Below are 20,812 nucleotides of genomic sequence, written 5' to 3' on the forward strand. Positions count from 1 at the left end.
ACTCAATTCAGTCTTTGTTAATCTTTACTTTCTTGAACGGGAAACCTCTTTCCAGTTAATCGCCCGAACAACCTTGGTCACCTCATTTAACGAGATCACCTCTTCCTGTGTATCTGATGGGCGCTTCCCCTCAACCTGCAGAGTAAAGGCATCACCACTCTCCAGAGGACCGAGATTCCTGCCCTCAACCGTCCTGCCATCGACAAAGAAGGCTTTCACCCATTCACCGCTGTAACGCTCAAAATCGGCAGTCGTCTCAAAGGCATAATCCAGCCCCGGAGATGATACTTCAAGGCGGTATGCATTCGGGATCAGATCCTCTGCATCAAGCTGCAATGCAAGCCCCCTGCTCACCCGAGCCAGAATATCGGAGTCTACACCCCCCTTCTGGTCTATCATTACACGCAGAAGCTGGTTGCGGCCACTACCAAGGGTTATCTTGATAATCTCTACGCCCAACTCTTCGGTAATCGGTTCAAGCAACGAACGAATCACTTCTTCCAACTCTATACCCACCTTCAAGAAACAAAAAAAGCGAGCCGCGGCTCACTTTCAACGCAGCGAAGGATAGGGACGGGGAGATAAAAAGCAATAAAATAAAAGCCTTTTAAAAACAGATCACCAGTTCTCGCCCTCAGATTGATCGTAGCGTTAGAAGAGCAGCACCTTAAAACCGATCAGGATCAGCACTATGCCGCCAAACAGCTCTGCCCTGCTCTCCAGCCAGGTTCCACTGCGAAATCCGACATAAACACCAAGCCAGCTGAAGACAAAGGTGGTGACAGCAATAATCACACAGGCCAGTAGCGCATTAACCTCAAGCAGCGTCAACGAGAATCCAGCCGCCATGGCATCGATACTGGTAGCGATGGCGAGCATCAGCATCACCCTCTGCGTGACAACAGCAATCTCCGCCTCCACCCCTTCGCAGAATGATTCGTAGATCATCTTGCCACCAATCAGAGCAAGCAGCCCGAAGGCGATCCACGGCGCGTAACCTTCAACCCAGCCCAGCACCCCTCTGCCGCCAAGGTAGCCGATCAACGGCATCAGTCCCTGAAACAGGCCGAACCAGATGCCCGCCTTAAGGGCCAGCCCTCCAAGATTCTCCCTCTCCTCTTTAGAGCCCAGCCCGATGGATACGGCAAACGCATCCATGGCAAGCGCCACAGCCAGAAACAGCACCTCGATCATCAACAGATACCCCTTTCATCCAGAGTTTACAGATCGCATATACTGCCCATAAAGCAGCGGATTTACAGTGCAGCATTTGAGCTTTCAGCCTTCGAACCTGAAAACCCTGAACTTTAACAAACTCCTATATGTGGCTGTTTTATTGGAGAAATTTCTTGATGGTATTCGATACCTCCGGTGTCCTCAGGTAACCCTAGGATTTATGGTGAAGGCCACTCCAGTCATTTGAGACAAGGCCATCACTCACCTGAACACCGGCAGCGTTGGCTGCGTAGTCATCAGCCAGATGGACATCCAGTGCAACGGGATCCCGTCTATCGGCAAAGTTAGACCACTGCTGCACCACGCTTGGAGTGCGAACGGCATCGTTCTCCTTTGCTATCTTATATTTCACATGCGGAAGACCTAACGGTGAGCCGATAGTCACAAAACGTGCCACCTTTAACTGAGGATGTTTTTTGCCGATAGCCCTTAATACATCATAAGCGACAATCGTTCCCATGGAGTGTGAGACAACCATGACCTCACTCCCCTGATGTTTCAGGATCTCATTTTCCAGCCGGCTGCGCAGTTCCGCTCTCTTATCCGACTCCTCATACCTGAAGCATCAAGCCATATTGAGTGCCACCACCCCCGGTTCCCCAACCATTAACACCAGTATAGACCAGAACTCATGAATGTGAGAAATCGGATTCAGGAGCATGGGAGACCTCTCTTATCCACCATATGTGACCTGATGTAACAAAGTGAGCACCTCTTATCTGTTCAAGCCATAACATCACACCTTGAAAGAACTAAATCACTGTTTTCAAAGGCAATTAAACCATGCCTAAATTTTAGTCATTTTAGCCACTGCATGTCACACACCTTGAAGAGACAGCCCTCACCCGCTTCCATCCACAAAGTTATCCACAGATTTTGTGGATAGAAGAAAAAAACCTTATTTCACAACCTTTTTGCAGCACAAACCGACGCCGAAGAGGAAGAGGAAGAGGAAGATAACCTCCTGCATGCAGGGTATCACAAGGGTAGACCAGCCGCCCAATAGACTGAAGGGTTCGAGGAAATGAAACAGAGGTGGAGCTTTGAATCCTGAGAACCTGAGTATTGATGCACTGCAAATATTCAACAACCTGCCTTCTGAGCTGCAGCAGCAGGCTATTCAGCTCTGCGGCTCGCACTCCGAGGATGAAGCTGTCTACCTGGTCGCCCTTCGCAACATGAACGAGCGCGAGCGGCGCAAGCTCCTTTTCCGCTTAAGCAGGAAACGCTGGGGGCTTTAGCCCTTCCAGCTAAACAGCTTGCCCACAGGACCAGGGTCATGGACGACCCGAATCAAAAAGGAATGGAACCTGTAACGTCTATGGTACTAATAAGGAAGTCTAGGAAGTACTCTTTTCATACAACAGAACTGTAGGATGTATGTAGTACATATTCACTGGGATTGCCTGTTCATTCTTTGTGCGCACAAAGAACGAACCAAGAAAAACGCCCCGGAGATCAGCCTGCCCTTTCGGGTTCCCGATCCTGCATGTTAAAAATCGGCCACGGCTCCGCCGCTCTTCTCCGATTTTGAACATTTGTCTCGGCAGTCTGCTAGCGGGGGCTCAAAAACCTTTAACTATTACCCATCCCGCATGGCCAAAATAGCTTTGATATCGAGCTTTTCACGGTAACGCTTAAAACCGGTATCGCGTGAATCAATGGCCAGAATCGACATCCGGTCAGCCAGTTCATTGCCTTCAACACCGACATGGCCGTTCACATGCAACACCTGAACGCTCTCTTTCAACGTCTGGTGCAGTGCAAACATATCCTTGATAAGCTCAAGGTTCTTGATTTCACCACCGGCCTTCTTCCACCCCTTCTTCTGCCAGTTCACAGCCCACTGGGTCACGCATTGAATGGCGTATTTGGAGTCACAAAAGATGGCGACAGACCTCTTCTTCTTGATCTCGTCCTTTGCCATGATCAGCGCCTGGTGCAGTGCATTTAACTCAGCCGTATTATTCGTACCCTTGGGGTTATAGAGACCGTACCAGAGCTCAGCAACCACACCATCACGATAGAGGGCAATGCCGGAACCAGCTTTGCCGGGGTTGGGTTCACAGCCGCCATCGGTGAATATCTTTGTATCGATCTTCATGGCTTCAATCTCTGCAGCCGCATAGGTTTTAACCGCTTGAGCTGCGCTTCTCTTTGTGGCTGAAGCGGCTTTCGATGCACTACCAGTCGATCTGGCAGCTTCACCATGGAAGGCGGCTTCAGCCTCAGCCAGTGTCGGAAATGACTTGTACCGGGCACCGGCAAACTTGTCGATCTGCTTTTTGCAGCTATTCCAATCGGTGAAAATACCGGTTTCCCTTCCCTGCCATACTACGTAAAACTTTTTAGCCACTGTGCTATACCTCTGTTGTTGGTGGGAAGTCCTGTGCCACGCGCTTCGGGCAATCATCGCTCGCCGATTGTATAAAGCAATTGATCCAAGTCACGATTTACCACCCACCTTTATAGCGAAGCAACGATCGTTTCATGGCACACATCCATGTGTGCCATGGGCGCTAAGCGTGCTCTTGTACTTTCCTTGTACAATAATCGGCAAGGCCTTGCTGCGCTTCCACCTGCTGCTCCAGGACCCATAGGGGTTTATCTGCCGGCCAGAGCGGCAAAAGCTTCACCGCGTCTTTGGCTGTTGTCACAATCGACTTATGGCTCTGTAAAAGCTCCTCAATATCCTGCGTTGAATATGCGTGGTGATCGGCAAAGCTGCTATGCTCGGCAACCTCATAACCCAGCTCCTTCAGGTCCTTTAACACACGCCATGGCCTGGCAATGCCCGTGACTAGATGAACCGGCCGGGAGGCCTCCAGCAGAATATCACCCGGCCCCATCCAGTCACGAAGCAGGCCGGCTTTCGCCGACCAGACCCACTCCTTCTGTTCTGATATCGGCTTAAACCCGGAGGAGCCACTGCGCACAATAAGGTCGGCCCGACCCAGTGCGGATAGAGGTTCTCTTAAGGGGCCTGCAGGAAGAAGCCCACCGTTGCCTATCCCTTCGCTTGGCACCAGCACAATATCGCAGGCGCGTTCAAGCTGCCGATACTGAAAACCATCATCGAGAATAATAATATCCCCATAATCTGCTGCCAGCTGGGCACCAGCAACACGGTCGCGCCCAGCGATCACCGGGCAACCGCTCAGGCGATAGAGCAGCAGCGCCTCATCACCGACCTCATGGGCCTTGGAGTATTGAGAAACCAGATGCGGGGTTTGATTGTTTGCCCCGTCGCCTCGCGACAGCAGCACAGGAGTGAAAGCGCGGTTTTTCAACTCAGCTGCCAGCCACACCACAAAAGGTGTTTTACCACTGCCACCGACGGTAATGTTGCCGACCGAGATCATAGGAATGGAAGGTTTAACCACGCGCTTCAAACGTTGCTGCTGATCAAATCTTGATAGCAGTGCATAAACCGCAGAGAAGGCAGCCAGCAGCACATTAGGTTTTCGCCTGCTGTTCCACCACATATACTCAATACGCTGATGCAGCATCCACTCTCCCCTCTCTCTGCCAAACAGGCAGAAGACATGTTGCAGCTTCGATTCGCAAATGCAATGCACGTTACCAATGCTTTGCCCAAGGATAAACACTGCAATTGTTTTCCGGCCCGGCGCGAGTAGTGTGCCGCGCCCGGTGATCAGAGCATCACCGATTTAGGAGAAAAAGATGCAGATCACTGACCATAAGGTTGTTTCATTTCACTACACCCTGACCAACGATGCCAGAGAGGTTCTCGACACAACCACTGGTGGCGAGCCACTACCTTACCTGCATGGTGAGGAGAATATCGTTCCTGGCCTTGAGCTGGCACTGGAGGGCAAGAGCGTTGGCGACAAGCTGAAAGTCTCCCTTGATGCTGCAGATGCCTATGGCGAGCTGGATCCAGCGCTTATCGAGGTTGTATCCGCGGATCTGTTTGAGGGCATTGAAACACTTGAAGCCGGCATGGAGTTCGAGACCGAGTCCGACGATGGTGAGGTTGAGTTTGTACGCATTACCGCCATCGATGGCGACAATGTCACGATTGACGGCAACCACCCACTGGCGGGCCAGAACCTGACCTTTGATGTCGAGATCACCGATATCCGTGATGCTACCGAAGAGGAGCTTGAGCACGGCCATGTACATGGTGATGACGAAGGCTGCTGCGGCGATGAGGATTGCTGTAGCTAATCGCTTCCGCAAATCCTGATAGCTTTAAAGGCCACCCATCCGGGTGGCCTTTTTATGGTCCATCGCGCAATTGCGGGGTTGATCGACAAAGGCACTGAGCTGACGACAAACATAGATCATCTGAGTGAATGAATTCACTTGTTCTTTCTTTGATGGCAAAGAAAGAACGAAAGAAAACCACCCCTCAACAGCAGTGAAGAGATATTCACTGTTGCAGAAATGCGAAAGCTGACTCATAGTGTTCTACTGGATTAACAAAACCCTATAACTACTTGATAGATTACGTAAATTCAGCCTGTTCCTGGCAAGCATCATCGATCACTAGGGAGTGTGGAGGGATCATATGGAAAACACAGAATATAGTGCAGTCATTCAGGATGAGTTCGCCGAATTAACAGATACACCTCTCACATCCCGGCGCTATTCCGATAGCCAGATTGAGATGCGGGCAAATAATATTCTTAGAGAGCTGTGGCAAAACAGGGAGCAGATGTGGGGCTGGAGTCCAACTGACCCGACAATCGTCATTGATCCGGCCAAAGGACTGGAGCTGTTAGGCTTTGACTTCTTTCTCGAAGAGGAGCTGGCCACATATGACTCCGATCAGGGCCATGTTCAGGTTGCAGGCGTAATAAACAGAGAGACCAGGAGAGTTCACGTTTCAAAGAAATTTCCGATGAGTGTGGTCTCCTTCACCGCTGCACATGAACTGGGGCATGCAGTGTTGCATGAGATAAGTGGACCAATACATCGCGACAGGCCAGTCAATGGAGAGTCGATAGCAAGAGACCCCATAGAGCGGGAAGCTGACAAGTTCGCCACCTTTTTTCTTATGCCGGCCAAGCTGGTCAAATCGCGTTTCGTTGAACTCTTTGGCACTGAAAACTTCTCGTTAACAGAAGATGCCGCCTTTGCACTGACTTGCGACTCTTTAGCCAAGGTAAAGAAGAGATACAAAACGCGGCGGGATATCTCCCGACTGCTTGCCAGCGCTAAAAGTTATGGCGGACGCAATGTTTATTCACTGGCAGATCAGTTCCGTGTCTCTGTTGAAGCCATAGCTATTCGCCTTGAGGAATTATCCCTGGTTCAGGCCCCTACCGCTCGCTCCTGATAGACCCTCTCTGACAAAACCGCTGAGGTGACCGTTCAGCTCTCAGACTGCTCTCTTATGACAACATGTTTTGCTCCGCATACGGAGCAGTGGAATCGATGCACCTCTTTGCGCAGCTCATCAACAGTATTGAACGGCGTTCGCGGCAATATCTTCGTCACGTCTTGTTGAAAGTCGCAGGCTTTGCAGTAGAGGAAATAGGTTGTTCTTTTTTCTGGCATCATTTCTCTCCGTGTCATAGACGTACCCTAGCCGCTCACCCACAACTGAAACAACTGGGTGCACGGCTTAAAAGCCCTGCTAAGGTTGCAGACTCACAGGAGCTGGATTTGGAAGGGATGCCCATTAAACATATTTGTGACGCCGTTGAAGTGGCGCATGCGAAGATTCAAGAGGATTTCGATAACATCAATCCCGTCGTCGGGTTGATCAATCGGATGCGCAATCACGGCATTCCGGCTGATTTGATGACCATCGATTGCCTGAAGAGTGGCAAGCGCATTCTGCTTATGGTTCATGATAGCCAGCCGGAGATCGCCAGCTATCAGTTCTGCCGTCGTGATGAAGACCCCAGTGATGAATTTGAGAGTATCGCGATAAAAAGCCTAACCGCCCAAAAGCTCTATGATTGGATGAAGGATACCTTTTCTACAGAAGATTCGGAGGAAGGTCTCTGTAAAGGGTAGCACTCCCTTAATCTCATGGTCTTCTGACCCGAACAGGTCGACAGTGAAAACTAGAAGGTATAGGCCTGACCCTCGGCGTTAGATCAGGGTTTTGTGATCAATGCGGAGAAAAGTTGCAGCAGCCATTCGTGGGCAGCCTGATAGGCCGGCACGTCTTCGCGCTCTATTGGTCCGGCGATGTTAAGGATTTTGCCCTTGTGGTCGCTTAACCAAGCCAAAACCGATTCAAAATCGGATGAGTACGGGGAAACAATGAGAAACGGTTTATTGAGTTGTTTGCAAAACTGAACCGTGAGCAATGTGCCGCCTGTCGGTTCACCTTCACAGAGGATCAGCGTGGCATCACTGTCTCTAACGTTCCAACGGGTGCGAGTGCGATATTTATTACACTTGGTTTCTATTAGCGGATAACCGTCAGGGATAGGGCCATCCTCGGCCCTTCGTCCTTTTGGACACCAGCCCCCTACTTCTAATCCTGCTGTCATTGCTGCATCAAGAGCGGCGCGATCAACACCAGTCTGACCACCGGAAACGATGGTCAGACTGGGTGAATTATCGGATGAGGTTGCGATCATAAAACCCTGTTAAAGAACAGGAAATAGTTATTAATTACTAATGACCTGCATGCCGCCCATGTAGGGTTGCAGAACGGTCGGAACACGAACCGAACCATCTTCCTGCCAGTAGTTCTCAAGGATCGCTACAAGCGTACGGCCGATGGCCAGACCTGAACCATTCAGGGTTGCTGCAGGTTGGTTCTTGCCGTTCTCATCGCGGTAGCGAATCCCTGCCCTGCGCCCCTGGAACTGACCGAAGGAGGAACATGAACTGATCTCGCGATAGCAGTTCTGAGATGGTAGCCACACCTCAAGATCAAAGGTGAGCTGTGAGGAGAAACCGATATCGGCGGTGCATAACTGCACCGTACGATATGGCAGCTCTAACGCTTCCAGTACCGCTTCGGCATGGCTCACCAGCTCATCCAGGTCAGTCAGTGCCCGCTCAGGTGTAGTGATATGTACCAGCTCGACCTTATCAAACTGATGCTGGCGGATGATACCGCGCTCGTCCCTACCTGCAGAACCGGCCTCACGCCTAAAACATGGGGTATAGGCGCAGTGGCGCTTGGGAAGATCGGCAATATCGAGGATCTTATCCTGATAGAGATTGGTAACCGGCACCTCGGCTGTCGGGATCAGGTACTGATCCTCCCCCTCAAGCTTATAGAGATCATCGGCAAACTTCGGCAGCTGCCCTGTCCCTGTCATGGTCTTGGTGTTGGCAATCGCGGGTACCCACACCTCTTCATAACCATGGCGATCAGCATGCAGATCGAGCATGAACTGCATCAGAGCGCGCTCCATGCGTGCTGCTGCACCTTTAATCACCGTAAAGCGACTGCCGGCCAGTGTTGCGCCTGCTTCAAAATCAAGAATGCCGAGATCGGTGCCGATATCCCAGTGGGCTGGAACCTCATCCGTGCGCGGAGTACCCCAGCTACGCAGCTCTACATTATCATCCTCGGAGTCACCGGCAGGAACGGAGTCATGCAGGGGATTGGGAATCTCCAGAAGTGCTGCAGCAAATTCAGCTTCCGCCTCTTTGGTCAGGGCATCGAGCTCCTTCACACGCCGGCTTACCTCACCCATCGCGGCGATCTCAGCGCTTGCATCTTCACCTTTGCCCTTCTTCATGCCGATGGCCTTGGAAGCGCGGTTACGCTCAGCCTGCTGCGTCTCTGACTCGGTTTTCAGCTCACGCTGGCGGGCATCCAGCTCGGCAACCTTCGCCCATGCGGAACCCGGAGCAACCACATCGCCGCCACGGCGGGCTATGGCAGCCTGTAACCCTTCAAAATCTCGCCTTAATGCCTGTCTGTCGATCATTACGCTTCAGCTCCGCCCTCTTCAGTTGCATCAACATCAATGATGCCGTCATCTTCAAGCTCATCGCCTTCGATGCCCTCTTCACTGGTGTCCGGCCTGTCCACGACACGCACCGCGCCAATCACGCGCTCATTCTTATCACAACCGATCAGTGTCACACCCTGGGTATTGCGACCAATCACGGAGACGCCATCCATCTTGATGCGAACCAGGCGACCGCTGTCGGTCATCATCATCACCTGGTCCTCATCGAGCACCAGCAGTGCGCCGATCATGTTACCGTTGCGGCCACCTGTTTTCAGTGTGAAGACACCCTGTCCGCCACGTTTCTGCACATTGTACTCGGCAATCGAGGTACGTTTACCGTAACCATTCTCGGAGACCGCCAGCAGCGATGCATCGTCGTTCACCAGCGTCATGGAGATCAGGTGCTCACCAGATGCCATGCGCATACCGGTAACACCGCGTGTGCTGCGTCCCATAGGCCTTGCATCACTTTCTGCAAAACGGATCGCCTTGCCGTTACTGGCGCAGAGCATCACATCCTGATCACCATTGGAGACAACTACACCAATCAGGCCATCATCATCATCGATCTTGATGGCAATAATGCCGTTGGCACGGATATTCTGGTACTCAGCGAGCAGCGTCTTTTTGATCACGCCATTCTTGGTAGCCATGATAATATAGTGGCCGCCATTGAAATCGCGGATCGCCAGTGTTGCGGAGATCTTCTCATCCTTCTCGACAGGCAGCAGATTGACCAGCGCCTTTCCACGGGTTGCACGACCTGCCTGCGGCACCTCATACACCTTCTTGCGGAACACACGTCCACGATCGGAGAAGAAGAGCAGGTAGTCATGCGTTGATGCCACCATCAACTGGGCCACGAAATCCTCATCCTTGGTGGTCATGGCTGTCTTGCCCTTGCCACCACGACGCTGAGCCCGGTAGAGGGAAGCGGCATTACGCTTGATATAACCCTCGTTGGAGATGGTCACGACCATATCCTCTTCGGTGATCAGATCCTCAACTGAAAGCTCGGCGGTCTCATCCATAATGATCGAGCGGCGCGGATCGGCATACTTATCGCGAACCATCTCCAGCTCTTCAACAATCACACCCATCAGCAGCTTCTCATCAGCAAGGATCGCTTCCAGATGGGCAATCAGCTTCATCAGCTCATCAAACTCAGCCTGGATCTTGTCGCGCTCAAGGCCGGTCAAGCGATGCAGGCGCATATCGAGAATCGCCTGTGACTGCTTGTCTGACAGCGCAAAACGGGCCATCAGCCCCTCTTTCGCTTCAGCCGGTGTCGCACTGGCCCGAATCAGCTTGATTACCTCATCGATGTTATCCAGTGCAATCAACAACCCTTCAAGGATATGGGCACGTGCCTGAGCCTTCGCAAGGTCGAAGAGGCATCGACGGGTAACCACCTGACGACGGTGATCCAGGAAGTGCAGCAGCAGTTCACGCACGCCGCACAGTTTCGGCTGTCCATCCACCAGTGCCAGCAGGTTACAACCGAAGTTGCACTGCAGCTGCGTATGTTTGTAGAGGTTATTGAGTACAACCTCTGGTATCTCGTTGCGTTTAAGCTCAATGCAGATACGCATGCCGTCGCGATCGGACTCATCGCGCAGATCAGAGATCCCCTCCATCTTCTTATCACGCACCAGATGGGCGATATTCTCAATCAGGTTGGCTTTGTTCACCTGATATGGCAGCTCGGTAATGATCAGTGCCTGACGTTTGGTTTTGGCGTTCTCTTCCACGATCGCCTTGGCACGCATGGTGACCGATCCACGACCTGTGGTGAATGCATCACGGATGCCTTTGCGCCCGTAGATAAAACCGCCGGTCGGGAAATCCGGACCCGGCATAATCTGCATCAGCTCATCTTCATCCATATCCGGATTGGCAACCAGCGCCACAGCGGCATTGATTGTTTCACCCAGGTTGTGTGGCGGAATATTGGTGGCCATACCCACGGCAATACCCTGCGAACCATTCACCAGCAGATTAGGATACCTCGCCGGCATCACCTTCGGCTCTTTCAGCGACTCATCATAGTTGGGAGCGAAATCAACGGTGTCTTTATCAATATCGGCAAGCAGCTCGGCAGCAAGCTTGCTCATGCGCGCTTCGGTATAACGCATCGCTGCAGGTGAATCGCCATCAACCGAACCGAAGTTACCCTGACCATCAACCAGCAGATGACGCATGCTCCACGGCTGCGCCATACGAACCATCGCATCATACACTGCTGTATCGCCGTGCGGATGGTATTTACCGATCACATCACCAACCACACGCGCCGATTTCTTATACGGCTTGTCGTAGGTGCATCCAAGATCCTGCATGGCAAAAAGGATACGACGATGAACCGGTTTCAGCCCGTCTCTGGCATCAGGGAGTGCACGGCCGACAATCACGCTCATGGCGTAATCGAGATAGGAGCGTTTCATCTCATCTTCAATCAGTACGGGTACGAAAGGATTCACTGTCTGTTCCATGCATTCAGCCTCGGTATATCTTGATCTTCTTATTTCGGTGAAGCGCTGCGATATTCAGCATTTCACTCTATTATAAATGGTGCCCTCGACACGATTCGAACGTGTGGCCTGCCGCTTAGGAGGCGGCCGCTCTATCCATCTGAGCTACGAGGGCTGACGGGCATGATATTTTCATTCCAATCGTGCGATGAATCATAACGGCTTCACAACCGAATGCACGATGAATCATGCCCTTTAACTTCAACGTCGGGCGTCCTATTTAAAGCTTAGCAGGCTCTCCACCCTCACATCTTCCAAGGCCCCTCGACCATCAAGAAATGCGAGCTCAATAGCGAAGAGACAGCTCTCCACATCAGCGCCAAGTTTACGCACCAGCTCCACCGTTGCAGCCGCAGTTCCACCGGTCGCCAGCAGATCATCGACGATGACAACCTTGTGTCCCCGGCTCAGGGCATCGCGATGGATCTCAAGCCGGTCCACGCCATACTCCAGCTCATACTCAACGCTGTGAATATCGGCAGGCAACTTACCCGGTTTGCGCACGGTCACCAGCCCGAGCCCGAGCTTAAATGCCAGTGCGGCACCAAAGATAAAGCCGCGCGACTCCACACCAACAATGGCATCGACATCGGGGCCTACCCGCTCCGCCATCTGGGATATGACAGCTGAAAATGCAGGGCCATTGGCCAGCATCGGGGTAATATCCTTGAATACGATGCCCGGTTTGGGAAAGTCAGGCACATCGCGAATCAACGCCTGCCAGCAAATTTCATCAGGCTCCATCAAATAATCTCCTCAAAATCAACGTCCTCGCTATCCACCATGCGCCGCAGCTTCTGCAGGGCAGCCACCTGAATCTGGCGGATGCGTTCGCGTGTTACGCCGATGTGCTCACCAATGGCCTCAAGCGTCCAGGCATCATCGTTACTCCCCAACCCATAACGCAGCCGAACCACCTCCTGCTCCTTGGGTGTCAGATGTTTCATCCACGAGGCCAGCATCTCATCACGACGCCTCTCCTCCATATCCTGACTCGGAGAGGCGGCACTTTCATCTGCCGTAATGTCGTAAATCGTAAAATCGCCATCCTCATGTCGAACCACATCCGCACTCTCGGTGGTCAGCGAACTCCTGAGAAGGTCCTGCACCCGCTCCAGCGGAATCTGCAACTCCTCGGCAACTTCAAGTTCATTCGGCTCGCGGCCAAGCGAAATACGCAGGCGATTAAAACTACTCATCACCCCGTTGTACTCCTTGGCAACATGCACAGGCAGGCGAATGGTACGCGACTGGTTCATGATCGCCCGCTCCACCGACTGACGAATCCACCAGGTGGCATAGGTGGAAAAGCGGCAGCCGTAAGCCGGATCGAACTTCTCGACCGCCCGCATCAGTCCAATATTGCCCTCTTCGATCAGATCACCCAGTGCCAGGGTGCGATTCATATAACGTCTGGCAATCTTGACCACCAGACGCAGGTTCGCTTTGATCATATAGTGGCGCGCATCCTCATCGCCCGCGGAGATGCGCATGGAGAGAGCCACCTCCTCTTCCGGAGTCAGCAGCTCATAACGGGATATCTCCCGCATATACATGGCCATCGGCTCAAGACTTTTCTGTTTAGGCATCAGCCGCTAACCGCTTGAAATAGAGAAGTAAATTGTCCTTCGAAAACAGAGGCTCGAAACATAGGTCGACTATCTCACCGGCGCGGCAAATAGGCAAGTGGATCGACCGGTGTACTGCCCTGGCGAACCTCAAAATGGAGGTGGGAGCCACTGGCGCGCCCTGTCCTGCCGACCCTTGCAATCGTCTCCCCCGCCTTCACCTTTGCCCCCTTCTTCACCAGGTTGCGTTGGTTATGGGCGTAGGCTGTGAAAAGATTGCGACCGTGACGAATAATGACAAGTTTGCCGTAACCACTCAGCCGCTGATCGGAGTAGACCACCACGCCACTGGCAGCTGCCAGCACCGGCGTCCCCTCCTTGGCCGGGATGTCGATGCCATCATGCATGCGACTTCCCCGGCGCCCGAAACGACTTGATACCTTGGCGCGCACTGGCCAGAGAAGCTTTCCTTTCTCGTAACCAGCAGCCTTGGACTTATGCGAACCGTTTCGAGCACTCTTTTTGACAGATTTTTTCTTCGCAGGCGTTGAGTAGGCGCGCTTAATGCTTGCTGAGGGAAGGGCTTGCGGCCTGGGTGCCCAGCGATCAATAGAGAGCCGCTGGCCCACATAGATACTGTAGGGCTTACGAATATAGTTACGCTTGGCGATAAGGTGGTAATCGACCCCGAATCGTTTGCCTATGCTATAGAGCGTATCTTTGGGACGAACGAAATAGACAACGGCTTGCGGCTTACTACTTCTGGATATGTGCTTGCCCGTAACGGGCTTGGTGCTGTAGCAGCCTGCCAGCGAGAGCAGCAGCACAAAACAGAGCAGCCGTATGACTACAGCCACAACAGGGCAAACCCTCCGATCACTACAATTGCAACCACGGTCGTTAACAGCTGAAAATGTTTTTCAACAAAACTGCGCAGGGGCTCCCCGCCCCAGTGCATGATAGCCGCCTCCAGATAAAAGCGGGCTGCCCGCGCCAGAATTGCAGCAATGATAAAGGGAATAAAAGCGAGATTAAACGCGCCAGCGGCGATGGTAATGATCTTAAACGGGATCGGAGAGAAACCAGCCAGAACAACAAACCAGACGCCCCACTCGTTGAATTTACCCTGCACCTGATTGAAGGTCTCCATGGCGTGATAGAACTCCAGCACCGGCTGGGCAACAGCAACAAAGAGAAACATGCCAATGGCATAACCGATCACGGCACCAATGGATGAGCCAGCGGTCGTGATCGCGGCATAGCGGAACGCATGTTCGGGCCGGGAGATCGACATCAGCAACAGCAGCACATCCGGCGGAATCGGAAAGACGCTGGCCTCAATCACCGCAATACAGAATAGCGCAACACCAGCCTTGGGGTGCTCGGCCCAAGCAAGCGTCCAGTCATAAAGGCGCCGAAACATGGAACGGCGAGGTTCTATCGTCACCGGTTCAGCGATGACTCAACCCCTTCAAGCAGCGGAACAAATGTACATGCATCGAAATACTCCTCGCTGTAACCATGGGTGTTTTTGGTTCGCCTTACCAGCCTGTGCGCACCACCATCGCCTTCAGGCAACAGCAGCACCCCTCCGGTTTTTAGCTGCTGCAACCATACATCGGATGCAAAACCGCCTGCAGTGACAATAATCGCATCATAGGGAGCATAATCTTCCCAGCCAAGGCGTCCGTCCGCACATTTGAGCATAACATTGGCATGTCTTGCCGCCCTGAGGTTCTGGCGGGCCCGCTCATGCAGCGCAGAGATTCGTTCGATGCTGTAAACGCGCCGACAGAGGCGTGAGAGCACGGCCGTCTGATAACCACAGCCTGTGCCAATCTCCAGCACACGTTCATGCCCCTTAAGTGCCAGGAGCTGGGTCATGCGGGCAACCATATAGGGCTGGGAGATGGTCTGGCCACTACCGATGGGTAGTGATGCGTCATGGTAGGCACGGGAAACCAGTGCCGGATCAACAAACATATGCCTGGGTACCGAAGACATGGCAGCCAGCACCCGGGCATCAACGATACCGCGCGCCACAAGCTGATCGGTGACCATTCGCTGGCGCGGACGCTCATAAGAGAGGCTTGCATGCAAAGTCACCTAGTTGTACTCCATCAATGCAAAACCCCATAAGAAGTGGTCGGGACGAGAGGATTCGAACCTCCGACCACACGGCCCCCAGCCGTGTGCGCTACCAGACTGCGCTACGTCCCGTTTAGTTGGCGGTGAAGCATACTTATTTTGTGCAACATTGTAAGATTAAATGCACTTTTCAGCCAAAGATTGGAATACGCTTTTTCATATTTGAATTGAAGACGCTCTGAGCCTATAAAAAATACAAAGATTGTTTTTCCATATGAACCTATCGCGCGGCGGGACAGCACCGCTTGCTCCCCGCTAGCAGGCTGCCGAGACAAACAATCAAAATCGGAGAAGAGCGGCGGAGCCGTGGCCGATTTTAATTGCGCAGGATCGGAAACCCGAAGGGCGGGCTAATCAGTCGAGCAGTGCGTTGATCTCCAACAACTCCTGCTTCAGCTGCTTCAGAATCGTCTGGCTGTCCTTCTGTTCAACGATATCTTCAAGATCACCATTAAGCAGCCGCTTCTTGGCACCCCGAATGGTAAAATTCAGATCATAGAGAAGGTGTTTAATCTGTAGAATTGCGTAGATGTCGCGATGACGATAAAAACGTCGATTACCGCTCTTCTTCACAGGTTTGATATGTTTAAACTCGGTTTCCCAGTAACGCAGCACATGCGGCTCAACACCGCAGATATCACTGACTTCACGAATAGCAAAAAAGAGTTTATCGGAAAGCTCTGGAACCTCTAGCCCAGCCTTTGCAAGCGCCTGCTGAGGATTCATTTATCACCCTCGATCAGCTTACCCTTGAGCAGAGGGCTGGCGCGAAATGTAACGACTGAACGTGGTGCAATGGTAATGTCAGATCCGGTTTTTGGATTCCTGCCGCGTCGCGCATGTTTCTTGCGAACGATGAAATGACCGAAACCTGAAAGCTTCACATTCTCGCCCTTCTCAAGAGACTGGCGAATCTCACTCAGCACTGATTCAACAATCTGGGAAGACTCTTTCTTGGTCAGCCCCACCCGTTCATGAATAGCTTTGGCAATCTCGGCTTTGGTCACGTTCCCTCGTCCCTCTCATTCAAGCTACAGCGAAAACAGAGGTATCTCGCTAGAATTAACTTATGAACGTTAGCAGAAGCCTTTGATCTGTCAAAGCTTTTCGTTGTTTAAATAGTGCGTACTGAGCGCTATTGATCTCATAAATCAGAAGATCATCAGGATGGAATCAATACACCATCATGCAGGGAGAGCATCCGATCGCACGCCTTTGCCAGACTCTTGCTATGGGTAACCATGACAACAGAAGCCCTCTCTTCCCTGCAAAGCTGCTGTAGCAGATCAAACACCTCCTGAGCACTCTGCTCATCAAGGTTTCCTGTCGGCTCATCAGCCAATATCAGGCGCGGCCGTGCTGCCAGCCCCCTGGCCACCGCCACGCGCTGCGCCTCACCACCTGAAAGTCTGGCCGGCACATGCTGTGCCCGCCCACCAAGCATCAATCGTTCAAGAAGCTCCATGCCACGCGCCTGGGCATCAGAAACACTCATGCCCTGCACAAGCAGTGGCAGGGCAACGTTTTCAAGCGCCGTAAGCTCGGGAATCAGGTGATGGGCCTGATAAACAAAACCAATCTTGCGATTACGCACCTCAGCCTGGGCTGATTCCCCCAAACCAAGCAGCGACTCCCCCTCAAGGAAAATCTCACCCTGATCAGGTGACTCAAGCGTACCGAGAATCTGCAGCATGGTGGACTTACCACTTCCTGAGGCTCCAACCACAGCAAGAAACTCACCCTCATTCAGGCTGAACTCCAGCCCCTTCAATATCTCAAGTCGTCCGGCCGGGGCATCGAACCCCTTGCAAAGGCCTGTAACCTTGAACAGTAACGAATCACTCATATCTTAATGCCTCGGCAGGCGGCACGCTTGCGGCTCGCCAAGCAGGATAAAGTGTTGCCAAAACGCCCATAATTAGACTGATGATAACAATCACAGAGACCGACATGGGATCAATTTTCGATGGAATATGATCGATAAAATAGACCTCTCCTGACATAAACTGGACACCGGTAATGGTCTCAATCCATGCCAGCAGCACATCAAGCTTCCATGCCAGCAGCAGCCCCAGAATTGCGCCGACCAGCGTACCAATCCCGCTAAGCATGGTTCCCATCAGCATCACGATCCGCATAACAGAGAGGCGTGATGCTCCGATCGTTTTGAGAATCGCAATCTCCTTGCGCCGCTCCATCACCACCATCACCAGCGAGGCCACCATATTAAATACGGCCACCATAATGATCAGTGAGAGGATCACCCCCATGGCTACACGTTCGGTTTTAAGTGCATTAAAAAATGCGCGATTGCGTTGCTGCCAGTCAATCACCCATGCACCAGACGGCAGCGCCGATTTCACCTGACCGGCGACCTGGGATGCAAGTTCGCGATCATGCAGGAAAAGCTCAAGACCTGTCACCGCATCACCCATCCGGTTCAGGCGCTGAATAGCGGGAATCGGCGTAAGGATCACGCCCACATCATACTCGTGAAACCCTGAGTCGAAGACACCTACCAGTGTAAAACCACGCATACGGGGGGCAGCACCCGAGGGGCTTATCCCTCCGGAAGGCGACATCAAACGCACCTGGTCACCCAACTCCAGACCCAGTTTTCTAACCAGTGTTTTACCCATCACCACCTGAAACGGAGAACCTTCGGAGTTCACAAAACGGCCGCGGATAATGTGCTGGGCGATATCGTCACTACGGGCCACATCCACCCCTTTAAGCAGGGCACCATAGGCACGTGCTCCGTAGGATGCCAACACCTGGCCCTGCACATAGGGCGCGGCACGTTCCACATCGGGAAGTGACTCCACCGTTTTCAACCATCCCCTCCACCCTTCCAGGGTATCACCGGGACCCTGCACATCGATGTGGGATGAGAAGCCGAGCATTTTGTCGCGAATCTCGCTTGCTGCCCCATTCATCACGGAGAGCACCACGATAAGGGTCATCACACCAATGGCGATACCAATACCTGAACTCCAACTAATCAGCGAAACAAAACGCTCACTGCGACGAGAGCGCAAATAGCGGCGCGCCAACATCCATTCATGCGGTCTGAACAACCACTGCTTCAAGCTCTCACTCCTTCTACTGACAATAGATCTAGCACAACCCTAATCTTTCAGGACATGCAGCGCAGATACAAGCAGATATATGAGATCAACATGAGCAAGTGGCGCTAGCAGGCTGCCGGGACAAATGTTCAAAATCGGAGAAGAGCGGCGGAGAGCCGTGGCCGATTTTTAACATGCAGGATCGGGAACCCGAAGGGCAGGCTGGTTCCGGGGTGGTTTTCTTTCGTTCTTTCTTTGCCATCAAAGAAAGGGCAAGTGAACGTTGATTCACTTACAATCCCTTTGATTTGCTGTAGCTCAGTTAGTTACTATGATGATAATTCCAGAATTCCACGATGAACAAAAAAAGGGCCCGAAGGCCCTTTTCTAGAATTACTCCGGTCTCATATGAGGGAATAGAAGCACATCACGAATTGAGTGCTGACCGGTCAACATCATCACCAGTCGATCTACGCCAATACCTACACCTGCAGCAGGAGGCATACCGAACTCCAGCGCACGAAGGTAGTCCTCATCAATTCCGGCAGCTTCAAGGTCACCAGCAGCCTTGGCCTGAGCCTGAGCTACAAAACGACCACGCTGATCATCAGGATCATTCAGCTCGGAGAAACCGTTAGCGATTTCACGCCCTGCAACAAACAGTTCAAAACGATCCGTTACGGTTGGTTCATCATTGCTGCGGCGCGCCAAAGGTGATACATCAACAGGGTAATGAGTGATAAATGTCGGCTGATCCAGTTCAGGTTCAACAAACTCCTCAAACAGAGCTACCAGATAGTGGCCCGCCTTCCATGTGATCAGCGGTTTGAAGTTTTCAATAACACGCATGCAGACCGTGGCCAGCAGCGCCTTATCGTTGGCGTGGCCGCGCACCTCTGGAAGCTTCTCAAACACAGACTCATCAAGACGAATACGTCTGAACGGCTTGGAAAGGTCGATATCCACCCCTTCCCACTCCACCAGTGTCACACCAAGGCCATCACCGATCCCGCGAATTAACGCCTCGGTTGTATCCATGGCATCGGAGAAGTCAGCGTACGCCTGGTAGAACTCCACCATGGTAAATTCCGGGTTATGGGTAGCATCCAGCCCTTCATTACGAAAGTTGCGGTTGATCTCAAAGACGCGCTCAAAACCACCAACCAGCAAACGCTTCAGGTAGAGCTCAGGCGCAATACGCAGAAACAGCTCCATATCCAGTGCATTGTGATGCGTGGTAAAAGGCCTTGCTGCCGCACCACCGGGCTGCGTCTGCAGCATTGGTGTTTCAACCTCGATAAAGTCGCGGGACTCAAGCCCCTGTCGCAACAGAGAAACCACTTTAGAGCGTGTCCTGAATGTTTCACGCGACTCAGGCGTAACCATCAGGTCAACATAACGCTGGCGATACCGGGTTTCGATATCAGAGAGTCCGTGCCACTTCTCCGGAAGCGGACGCAAACATTTTGACACCATCTCAATATGCGATACGCGAACAGAGAGCTCATCAGACTTGGTCCTGAAGAGAACACCCTCAGCACCCACGATATCACCCAGATCCCATTTTCTGGTCGGGTTATACACTTCGGGGCCACCAAGCTCGTCACGATTCAGGAAAAGCTGGATCCTGCCAGAACCATCCTGAATCTGGACAAAGCTGGACTTGCCCATAACGCGGTGAGCCATAATACGACCGGCTACAGAGACACGATGGCCGACCTCTTCAAGATGAGAGGTGTCCTGATCTTCAAATCGCGCAAAAATTTCAGCGGTTGTGTGATCGGTTCGCCACGTGTTCGGGTACGCTTCACCAGCCTCGCGTATACGCTTCAGCTTTTCACGGCGAACCAGAATCTGCTCGGAGGTTTGTGCTGTAGCCTGAGGCTTCTGTGTGCCCGGCTCCACTACGTTGTCGCTCATGTAGTATCTTATCCGCGGCTATGCAAATCCAGATCAGAAAAGAAGTATGAGATCTCGATCGCAGCATTCTCTTCTGAGTCGGAACCATGAACGGCATTGGAATCAATGGAGTCAGCATGGTCAGCACGGATCGTGCCGGCTTCAGCTTCTTTAGGGTTAGTTGCACCCATCAGCTGACGATTCAGTGGTACTGCATTCTTACCTTCCAGCACCAGGACCAGAACCGGGCCTGAACTAATGAATGCGCAAAGGTCTGCAAAAAATGGGCGGGCAGCATGAACGGCATAGAAACCACCGGCCTCGACTGCACTCAGGTGCACCATTTTAGCCGCAATAACAGAGAGTCCATTCTCTTCAAAACGGCGGATAATATCACCGATTACGTTCTTACCTACAGCATCCGGCTTGATAATTGAAAGTGTGCGTTGAACTGGCAT

The 20,812-nt window shown here is 52.4% G+C and carries 24 protein-coding genes and 2 tRNA genes; 4 read left to right on the forward strand and 22 right to left on the reverse strand.

Translation table 11 applies throughout. The features are described 5' to 3' along the window. Positions 1-24 precede the first annotated feature (24 nt). From Ga0123461_RS06735 to Ga0123461_RS06745, 3 genes are all read right to left on the reverse strand, one after another. Complete coding sequence (locus Ga0123461_RS06735; RefSeq protein WP_232710430.1) at positions 25-495, reverse strand: ribosome maturation factor RimP; 471 nt, start codon at positions 493-495, stop codon at positions 25-27. Positions 496-651: 156 nt separating this feature from the next. Next, complete coding sequence (locus Ga0123461_RS06740; RefSeq protein WP_100277635.1) at positions 652-1,194, reverse strand: manganese efflux pump MntP; 543 nt, start codon at positions 1,192-1,194, stop codon at positions 652-654. 193 nt (positions 1,195-1,387) lie between these two features. Then, entirely contained in the window at positions 1,388-1,765 is a 378-nt protein-coding gene (locus Ga0123461_RS06745; protein ID WP_157819339.1) for a PGAP1-like alpha/beta domain-containing protein, read from the reverse strand. A 514-nt stretch (positions 1,766-2,279) separates the two neighbouring features. Here Ga0123461_RS06745 and Ga0123461_RS06750 point away from each other — a divergent pair. Beyond that, positions 2,280-2,477: a hypothetical protein gene (locus Ga0123461_RS06750; RefSeq protein ID WP_232710060.1), complete on the forward strand. Its 198-nt coding sequence runs from the start codon at positions 2,280-2,282 to the stop codon at positions 2,475-2,477. 341 nt (positions 2,478-2,818) lie between these two features. Here the strand turns inward: Ga0123461_RS06750 and Ga0123461_RS06755 are convergent, their stop codons facing one another. Together Ga0123461_RS06755 and lpxK are read right to left on the reverse strand one after the other, a co-directional pair. Further along, positions 2,819-3,592, reverse strand: a complete 774-nt coding sequence (locus Ga0123461_RS06755; RefSeq protein ID WP_100277637.1) for a ribonuclease H family protein — start codon at positions 3,590-3,592, stop codon at positions 2,819-2,821. A gap of 163 nt (positions 3,593-3,755) precedes the next feature. Beyond that, positions 3,756-4,814 carry a tetraacyldisaccharide 4'-kinase gene (lpxK, locus tag Ga0123461_RS06760; protein ID WP_232710061.1) on the reverse strand — a complete coding sequence of 353 codons (1,059 nt, stop codon included), beginning with the start codon at positions 4,812-4,814 and terminating at the stop codon, positions 3,756-3,758. Between the two features lie 106 nt (positions 4,815-4,920). On the opposite strand from lpxK, the gene Ga0123461_RS06765 reads away from it, so the two are divergent. Further along, the gene (locus Ga0123461_RS06765; RefSeq protein WP_100277639.1) at positions 4,921-5,427 is read left to right on the forward strand and encodes an FKBP-type peptidyl-prolyl cis-trans isomerase; all 507 of its coding nucleotides are present in this window, start codon (positions 4,921-4,923) and stop codon (positions 5,425-5,427) included. 24 nt (positions 5,428-5,451) lie between these two features. Here the strand turns inward: Ga0123461_RS06765 and Ga0123461_RS12360 are convergent, their stop codons facing one another. After that, positions 5,452-5,664, reverse strand: coding sequence for a hypothetical protein (locus Ga0123461_RS12360; protein WP_157819271.1), 213 nt, complete (start codon positions 5,662-5,664; stop codon positions 5,452-5,454). 106 nt (positions 5,665-5,770) lie between these two features. Between Ga0123461_RS12360 and Ga0123461_RS06770 the strand changes: the two genes are divergently transcribed. Together Ga0123461_RS06770 and Ga0123461_RS12565 are read left to right on the forward strand one after the other, a co-directional pair. Next, entirely contained in the window at positions 5,771-6,541 is a 771-nt protein-coding gene (locus tag Ga0123461_RS06770; protein WP_100277640.1) for an ImmA/IrrE family metallo-endopeptidase, read from the forward strand. An 89-nt stretch (positions 6,542-6,630) separates the two neighbouring features. Further along, a complete protein-coding gene (locus Ga0123461_RS12565) occupies positions 6,631-7,227 on the forward strand; it encodes a hypothetical protein (RefSeq protein WP_232710062.1) in 597 nt (198 codons plus the stop codon). An 83-nt stretch (positions 7,228-7,310) separates the two neighbouring features. Here the strand turns inward: Ga0123461_RS12565 and Ga0123461_RS06780 are convergent, their stop codons facing one another. The 16 genes from Ga0123461_RS06780 to ndk all read right to left on the reverse strand — a co-directional run bounded on the left by Ga0123461_RS06780 (position 7,311) and on the right by ndk (position 20,812). Beyond that, positions 7,311-7,802, reverse strand: a complete 492-nt coding sequence (locus Ga0123461_RS06780) for a putative molybdenum carrier protein (protein ID WP_100277641.1) — start codon at positions 7,800-7,802, stop codon at positions 7,311-7,313. Positions 7,803-7,832: 30 nt separating this feature from the next. After that, positions 7,833-9,113: a serine--tRNA ligase gene (gene serS, locus Ga0123461_RS06785; RefSeq protein WP_100277642.1), complete on the reverse strand. Its 1,281-nt coding sequence runs from the start codon at positions 9,111-9,113 to the stop codon at positions 7,833-7,835. Next, positions 9,113-11,632, reverse strand: coding sequence for a DNA gyrase subunit A (gene gyrA, locus Ga0123461_RS06790; protein WP_100277643.1), 2,520 nt, complete (start codon positions 11,630-11,632; stop codon positions 9,113-9,115). Before gyrA ends, serS begins: the two co-directional genes overlap by 1 nt. Positions 11,633-11,709: 77 nt before the next feature. Next, positions 11,710-11,786, reverse strand: a tRNA-Arg gene (locus Ga0123461_RS06795). A 101-nt stretch (positions 11,787-11,887) separates the two neighbouring features. Then, positions 11,888-12,415: an adenine phosphoribosyltransferase gene (locus tag Ga0123461_RS06800; protein WP_100277644.1), complete on the reverse strand. Its 528-nt coding sequence runs from the start codon at positions 12,413-12,415 to the stop codon at positions 11,888-11,890. Beyond that, the gene (locus tag Ga0123461_RS06805) at positions 12,415-13,260 is read right to left on the reverse strand and encodes a sigma-70 family RNA polymerase sigma factor (protein WP_100277645.1); all 846 of its coding nucleotides are present in this window, start codon (positions 13,258-13,260) and stop codon (positions 12,415-12,417) included. The genes Ga0123461_RS06800 and Ga0123461_RS06805 overlap by 1 nt, the downstream gene beginning before the upstream one ends. Before the next feature lie 74 nt (positions 13,261-13,334). Next, a complete protein-coding gene (locus Ga0123461_RS06810) occupies positions 13,335-14,096 on the reverse strand; it encodes a LysM peptidoglycan-binding domain-containing M23 family metallopeptidase (RefSeq protein WP_100277646.1) in 762 nt (253 codons plus the stop codon). After that, the gene (locus tag Ga0123461_RS06815; protein ID WP_232710064.1) at positions 14,087-14,686 is read right to left on the reverse strand and encodes a YqaA family protein; all 600 of its coding nucleotides are present in this window, start codon (positions 14,684-14,686) and stop codon (positions 14,087-14,089) included. Before Ga0123461_RS06815 ends, Ga0123461_RS06810 begins: the two co-directional genes overlap by 10 nt. Continuing rightward, complete coding sequence (locus Ga0123461_RS06820; RefSeq protein WP_100278721.1) at positions 14,683-15,300, reverse strand: protein-L-isoaspartate(D-aspartate) O-methyltransferase; 618 nt, start codon at positions 15,298-15,300, stop codon at positions 14,683-14,685. The genes Ga0123461_RS06815 and Ga0123461_RS06820 overlap by 4 nt, the downstream gene beginning before the upstream one ends. Positions 15,301-15,382: 82 nt before the next feature. Further along, positions 15,383-15,459 (reverse strand) — tRNA-Pro (locus tag Ga0123461_RS06825). A gap of 282 nt (positions 15,460-15,741) precedes the next feature. Continuing rightward, entirely contained in the window at positions 15,742-16,113 is a 372-nt protein-coding gene (locus Ga0123461_RS06830; protein ID WP_100277647.1) for a MerR family transcriptional regulator, read from the reverse strand. Continuing rightward, on the reverse strand, positions 16,110-16,394 hold the full coding sequence (locus Ga0123461_RS06835) for an integration host factor subunit alpha (protein ID WP_100277648.1): 285 nt from the start codon (positions 16,392-16,394) through the stop codon (positions 16,110-16,112). Before Ga0123461_RS06835 ends, Ga0123461_RS06830 begins: the two co-directional genes overlap by 4 nt. 155 nt (positions 16,395-16,549) lie before the next feature. Then, the gene (locus Ga0123461_RS06840) at positions 16,550-17,233 is read right to left on the reverse strand and encodes an ABC transporter ATP-binding protein (protein WP_100277649.1); all 684 of its coding nucleotides are present in this window, start codon (positions 17,231-17,233) and stop codon (positions 16,550-16,552) included. Next, complete coding sequence (locus Ga0123461_RS06845) at positions 17,226-18,476, reverse strand: lipoprotein-releasing ABC transporter permease subunit (RefSeq protein ID WP_232710067.1); 1,251 nt, start codon at positions 18,474-18,476, stop codon at positions 17,226-17,228. Before Ga0123461_RS06845 ends, Ga0123461_RS06840 begins: the two co-directional genes overlap by 8 nt. A 372-nt stretch (positions 18,477-18,848) precedes the next feature. After that, complete coding sequence (lysS, locus tag Ga0123461_RS06850; protein ID WP_418289149.1) at positions 18,849-20,360, reverse strand: lysine--tRNA ligase; 1,512 nt, start codon at positions 20,358-20,360, stop codon at positions 18,849-18,851. A 23-nt stretch (positions 20,361-20,383) separates the two neighbouring features. Further along, positions 20,384-20,812 (reverse strand): nucleoside-diphosphate kinase, encoded by a 429-nt coding sequence (gene ndk / locus Ga0123461_RS06855; protein ID WP_100277651.1) that lies wholly within the window; start codon positions 20,810-20,812, stop codon positions 20,384-20,386.

This window comes from Mariprofundus aestuarium (assembly GCF_002795805.1).
Taxonomy (GTDB): Bacteria; Pseudomonadota; Zetaproteobacteria; order Mariprofundales; family Mariprofundaceae; genus Mariprofundus; species Mariprofundus aestuarium.

Excerpts from the sequence above, each read along its gene's own strand:
- Ga0123461_RS06740 (WP_100277635.1), bottom strand. The coding sequence starts at position 1,194 with ATGATCGAGGTGCTGTTTCTGGCTGTGGCGCTTGCCATGGATGCGTTT.
- Ga0123461_RS06765 (WP_100277639.1), top strand. The coding sequence starts at position 4,921 with ATGCAGATCACTGACCATAAGGTTGTTTCATTTCACTACACCCTGACC.
- Ga0123461_RS12360 (WP_157819271.1), bottom strand. The coding sequence starts at position 5,664 with ATGAGTCAGCTTTCGCATTTCTGCAACAGTGAATATCTCTTCACTGCT.
- Ga0123461_RS06770 (WP_100277640.1), top strand. The coding sequence starts at position 5,771 with ATGGAAAACACAGAATATAGTGCAGTCATTCAGGATGAGTTCGCCGAA.
- Ga0123461_RS06780 (WP_100277641.1), bottom strand. The coding sequence starts at position 7,802 with ATGATCGCAACCTCATCCGATAATTCACCCAGTCTGACCATCGTTTCC.
- serS (WP_100277642.1), bottom strand. The coding sequence starts at position 9,113 with ATGATCGACAGACAGGCATTAAGGCGAGATTTTGAAGGGTTACAGGCT.
- gyrA (WP_100277643.1), bottom strand. The coding sequence starts at position 11,632 with ATGGAACAGACAGTGAATCCTTTCGTACCCGTACTGATTGAAGATGAG.
- Ga0123461_RS06800 (WP_100277644.1), bottom strand. The coding sequence starts at position 12,415 with ATGGAGCCTGATGAAATTTGCTGGCAGGCGTTGATTCGCGATGTGCCT.
- Ga0123461_RS06805 (WP_100277645.1), bottom strand. The coding sequence starts at position 13,260 with ATGCCTAAACAGAAAAGTCTTGAGCCGATGGCCATGTATATGCGGGAG.
- Ga0123461_RS06820 (WP_100278721.1), bottom strand. The coding sequence starts at position 15,300 with ATGGTCACCGATCAGCTTGTGGCGCGCGGTATCGTTGATGCCCGGGTG.
- Ga0123461_RS06830 (WP_100277647.1), bottom strand. The coding sequence starts at position 16,113 with ATGAATCCTCAGCAGGCGCTTGCAAAGGCTGGGCTAGAGGTTCCAGAG.
- Ga0123461_RS06840 (WP_100277649.1), bottom strand. The coding sequence starts at position 17,233 with ATGAGTGATTCGTTACTGTTCAAGGTTACAGGCCTTTGCAAGGGGTTC.
- ndk (WP_100277651.1), bottom strand. The coding sequence starts at position 20,812 with ATGCCAGTTCAACGCACACTTTCAATTATCAAGCCGGATGCTGTAGGT.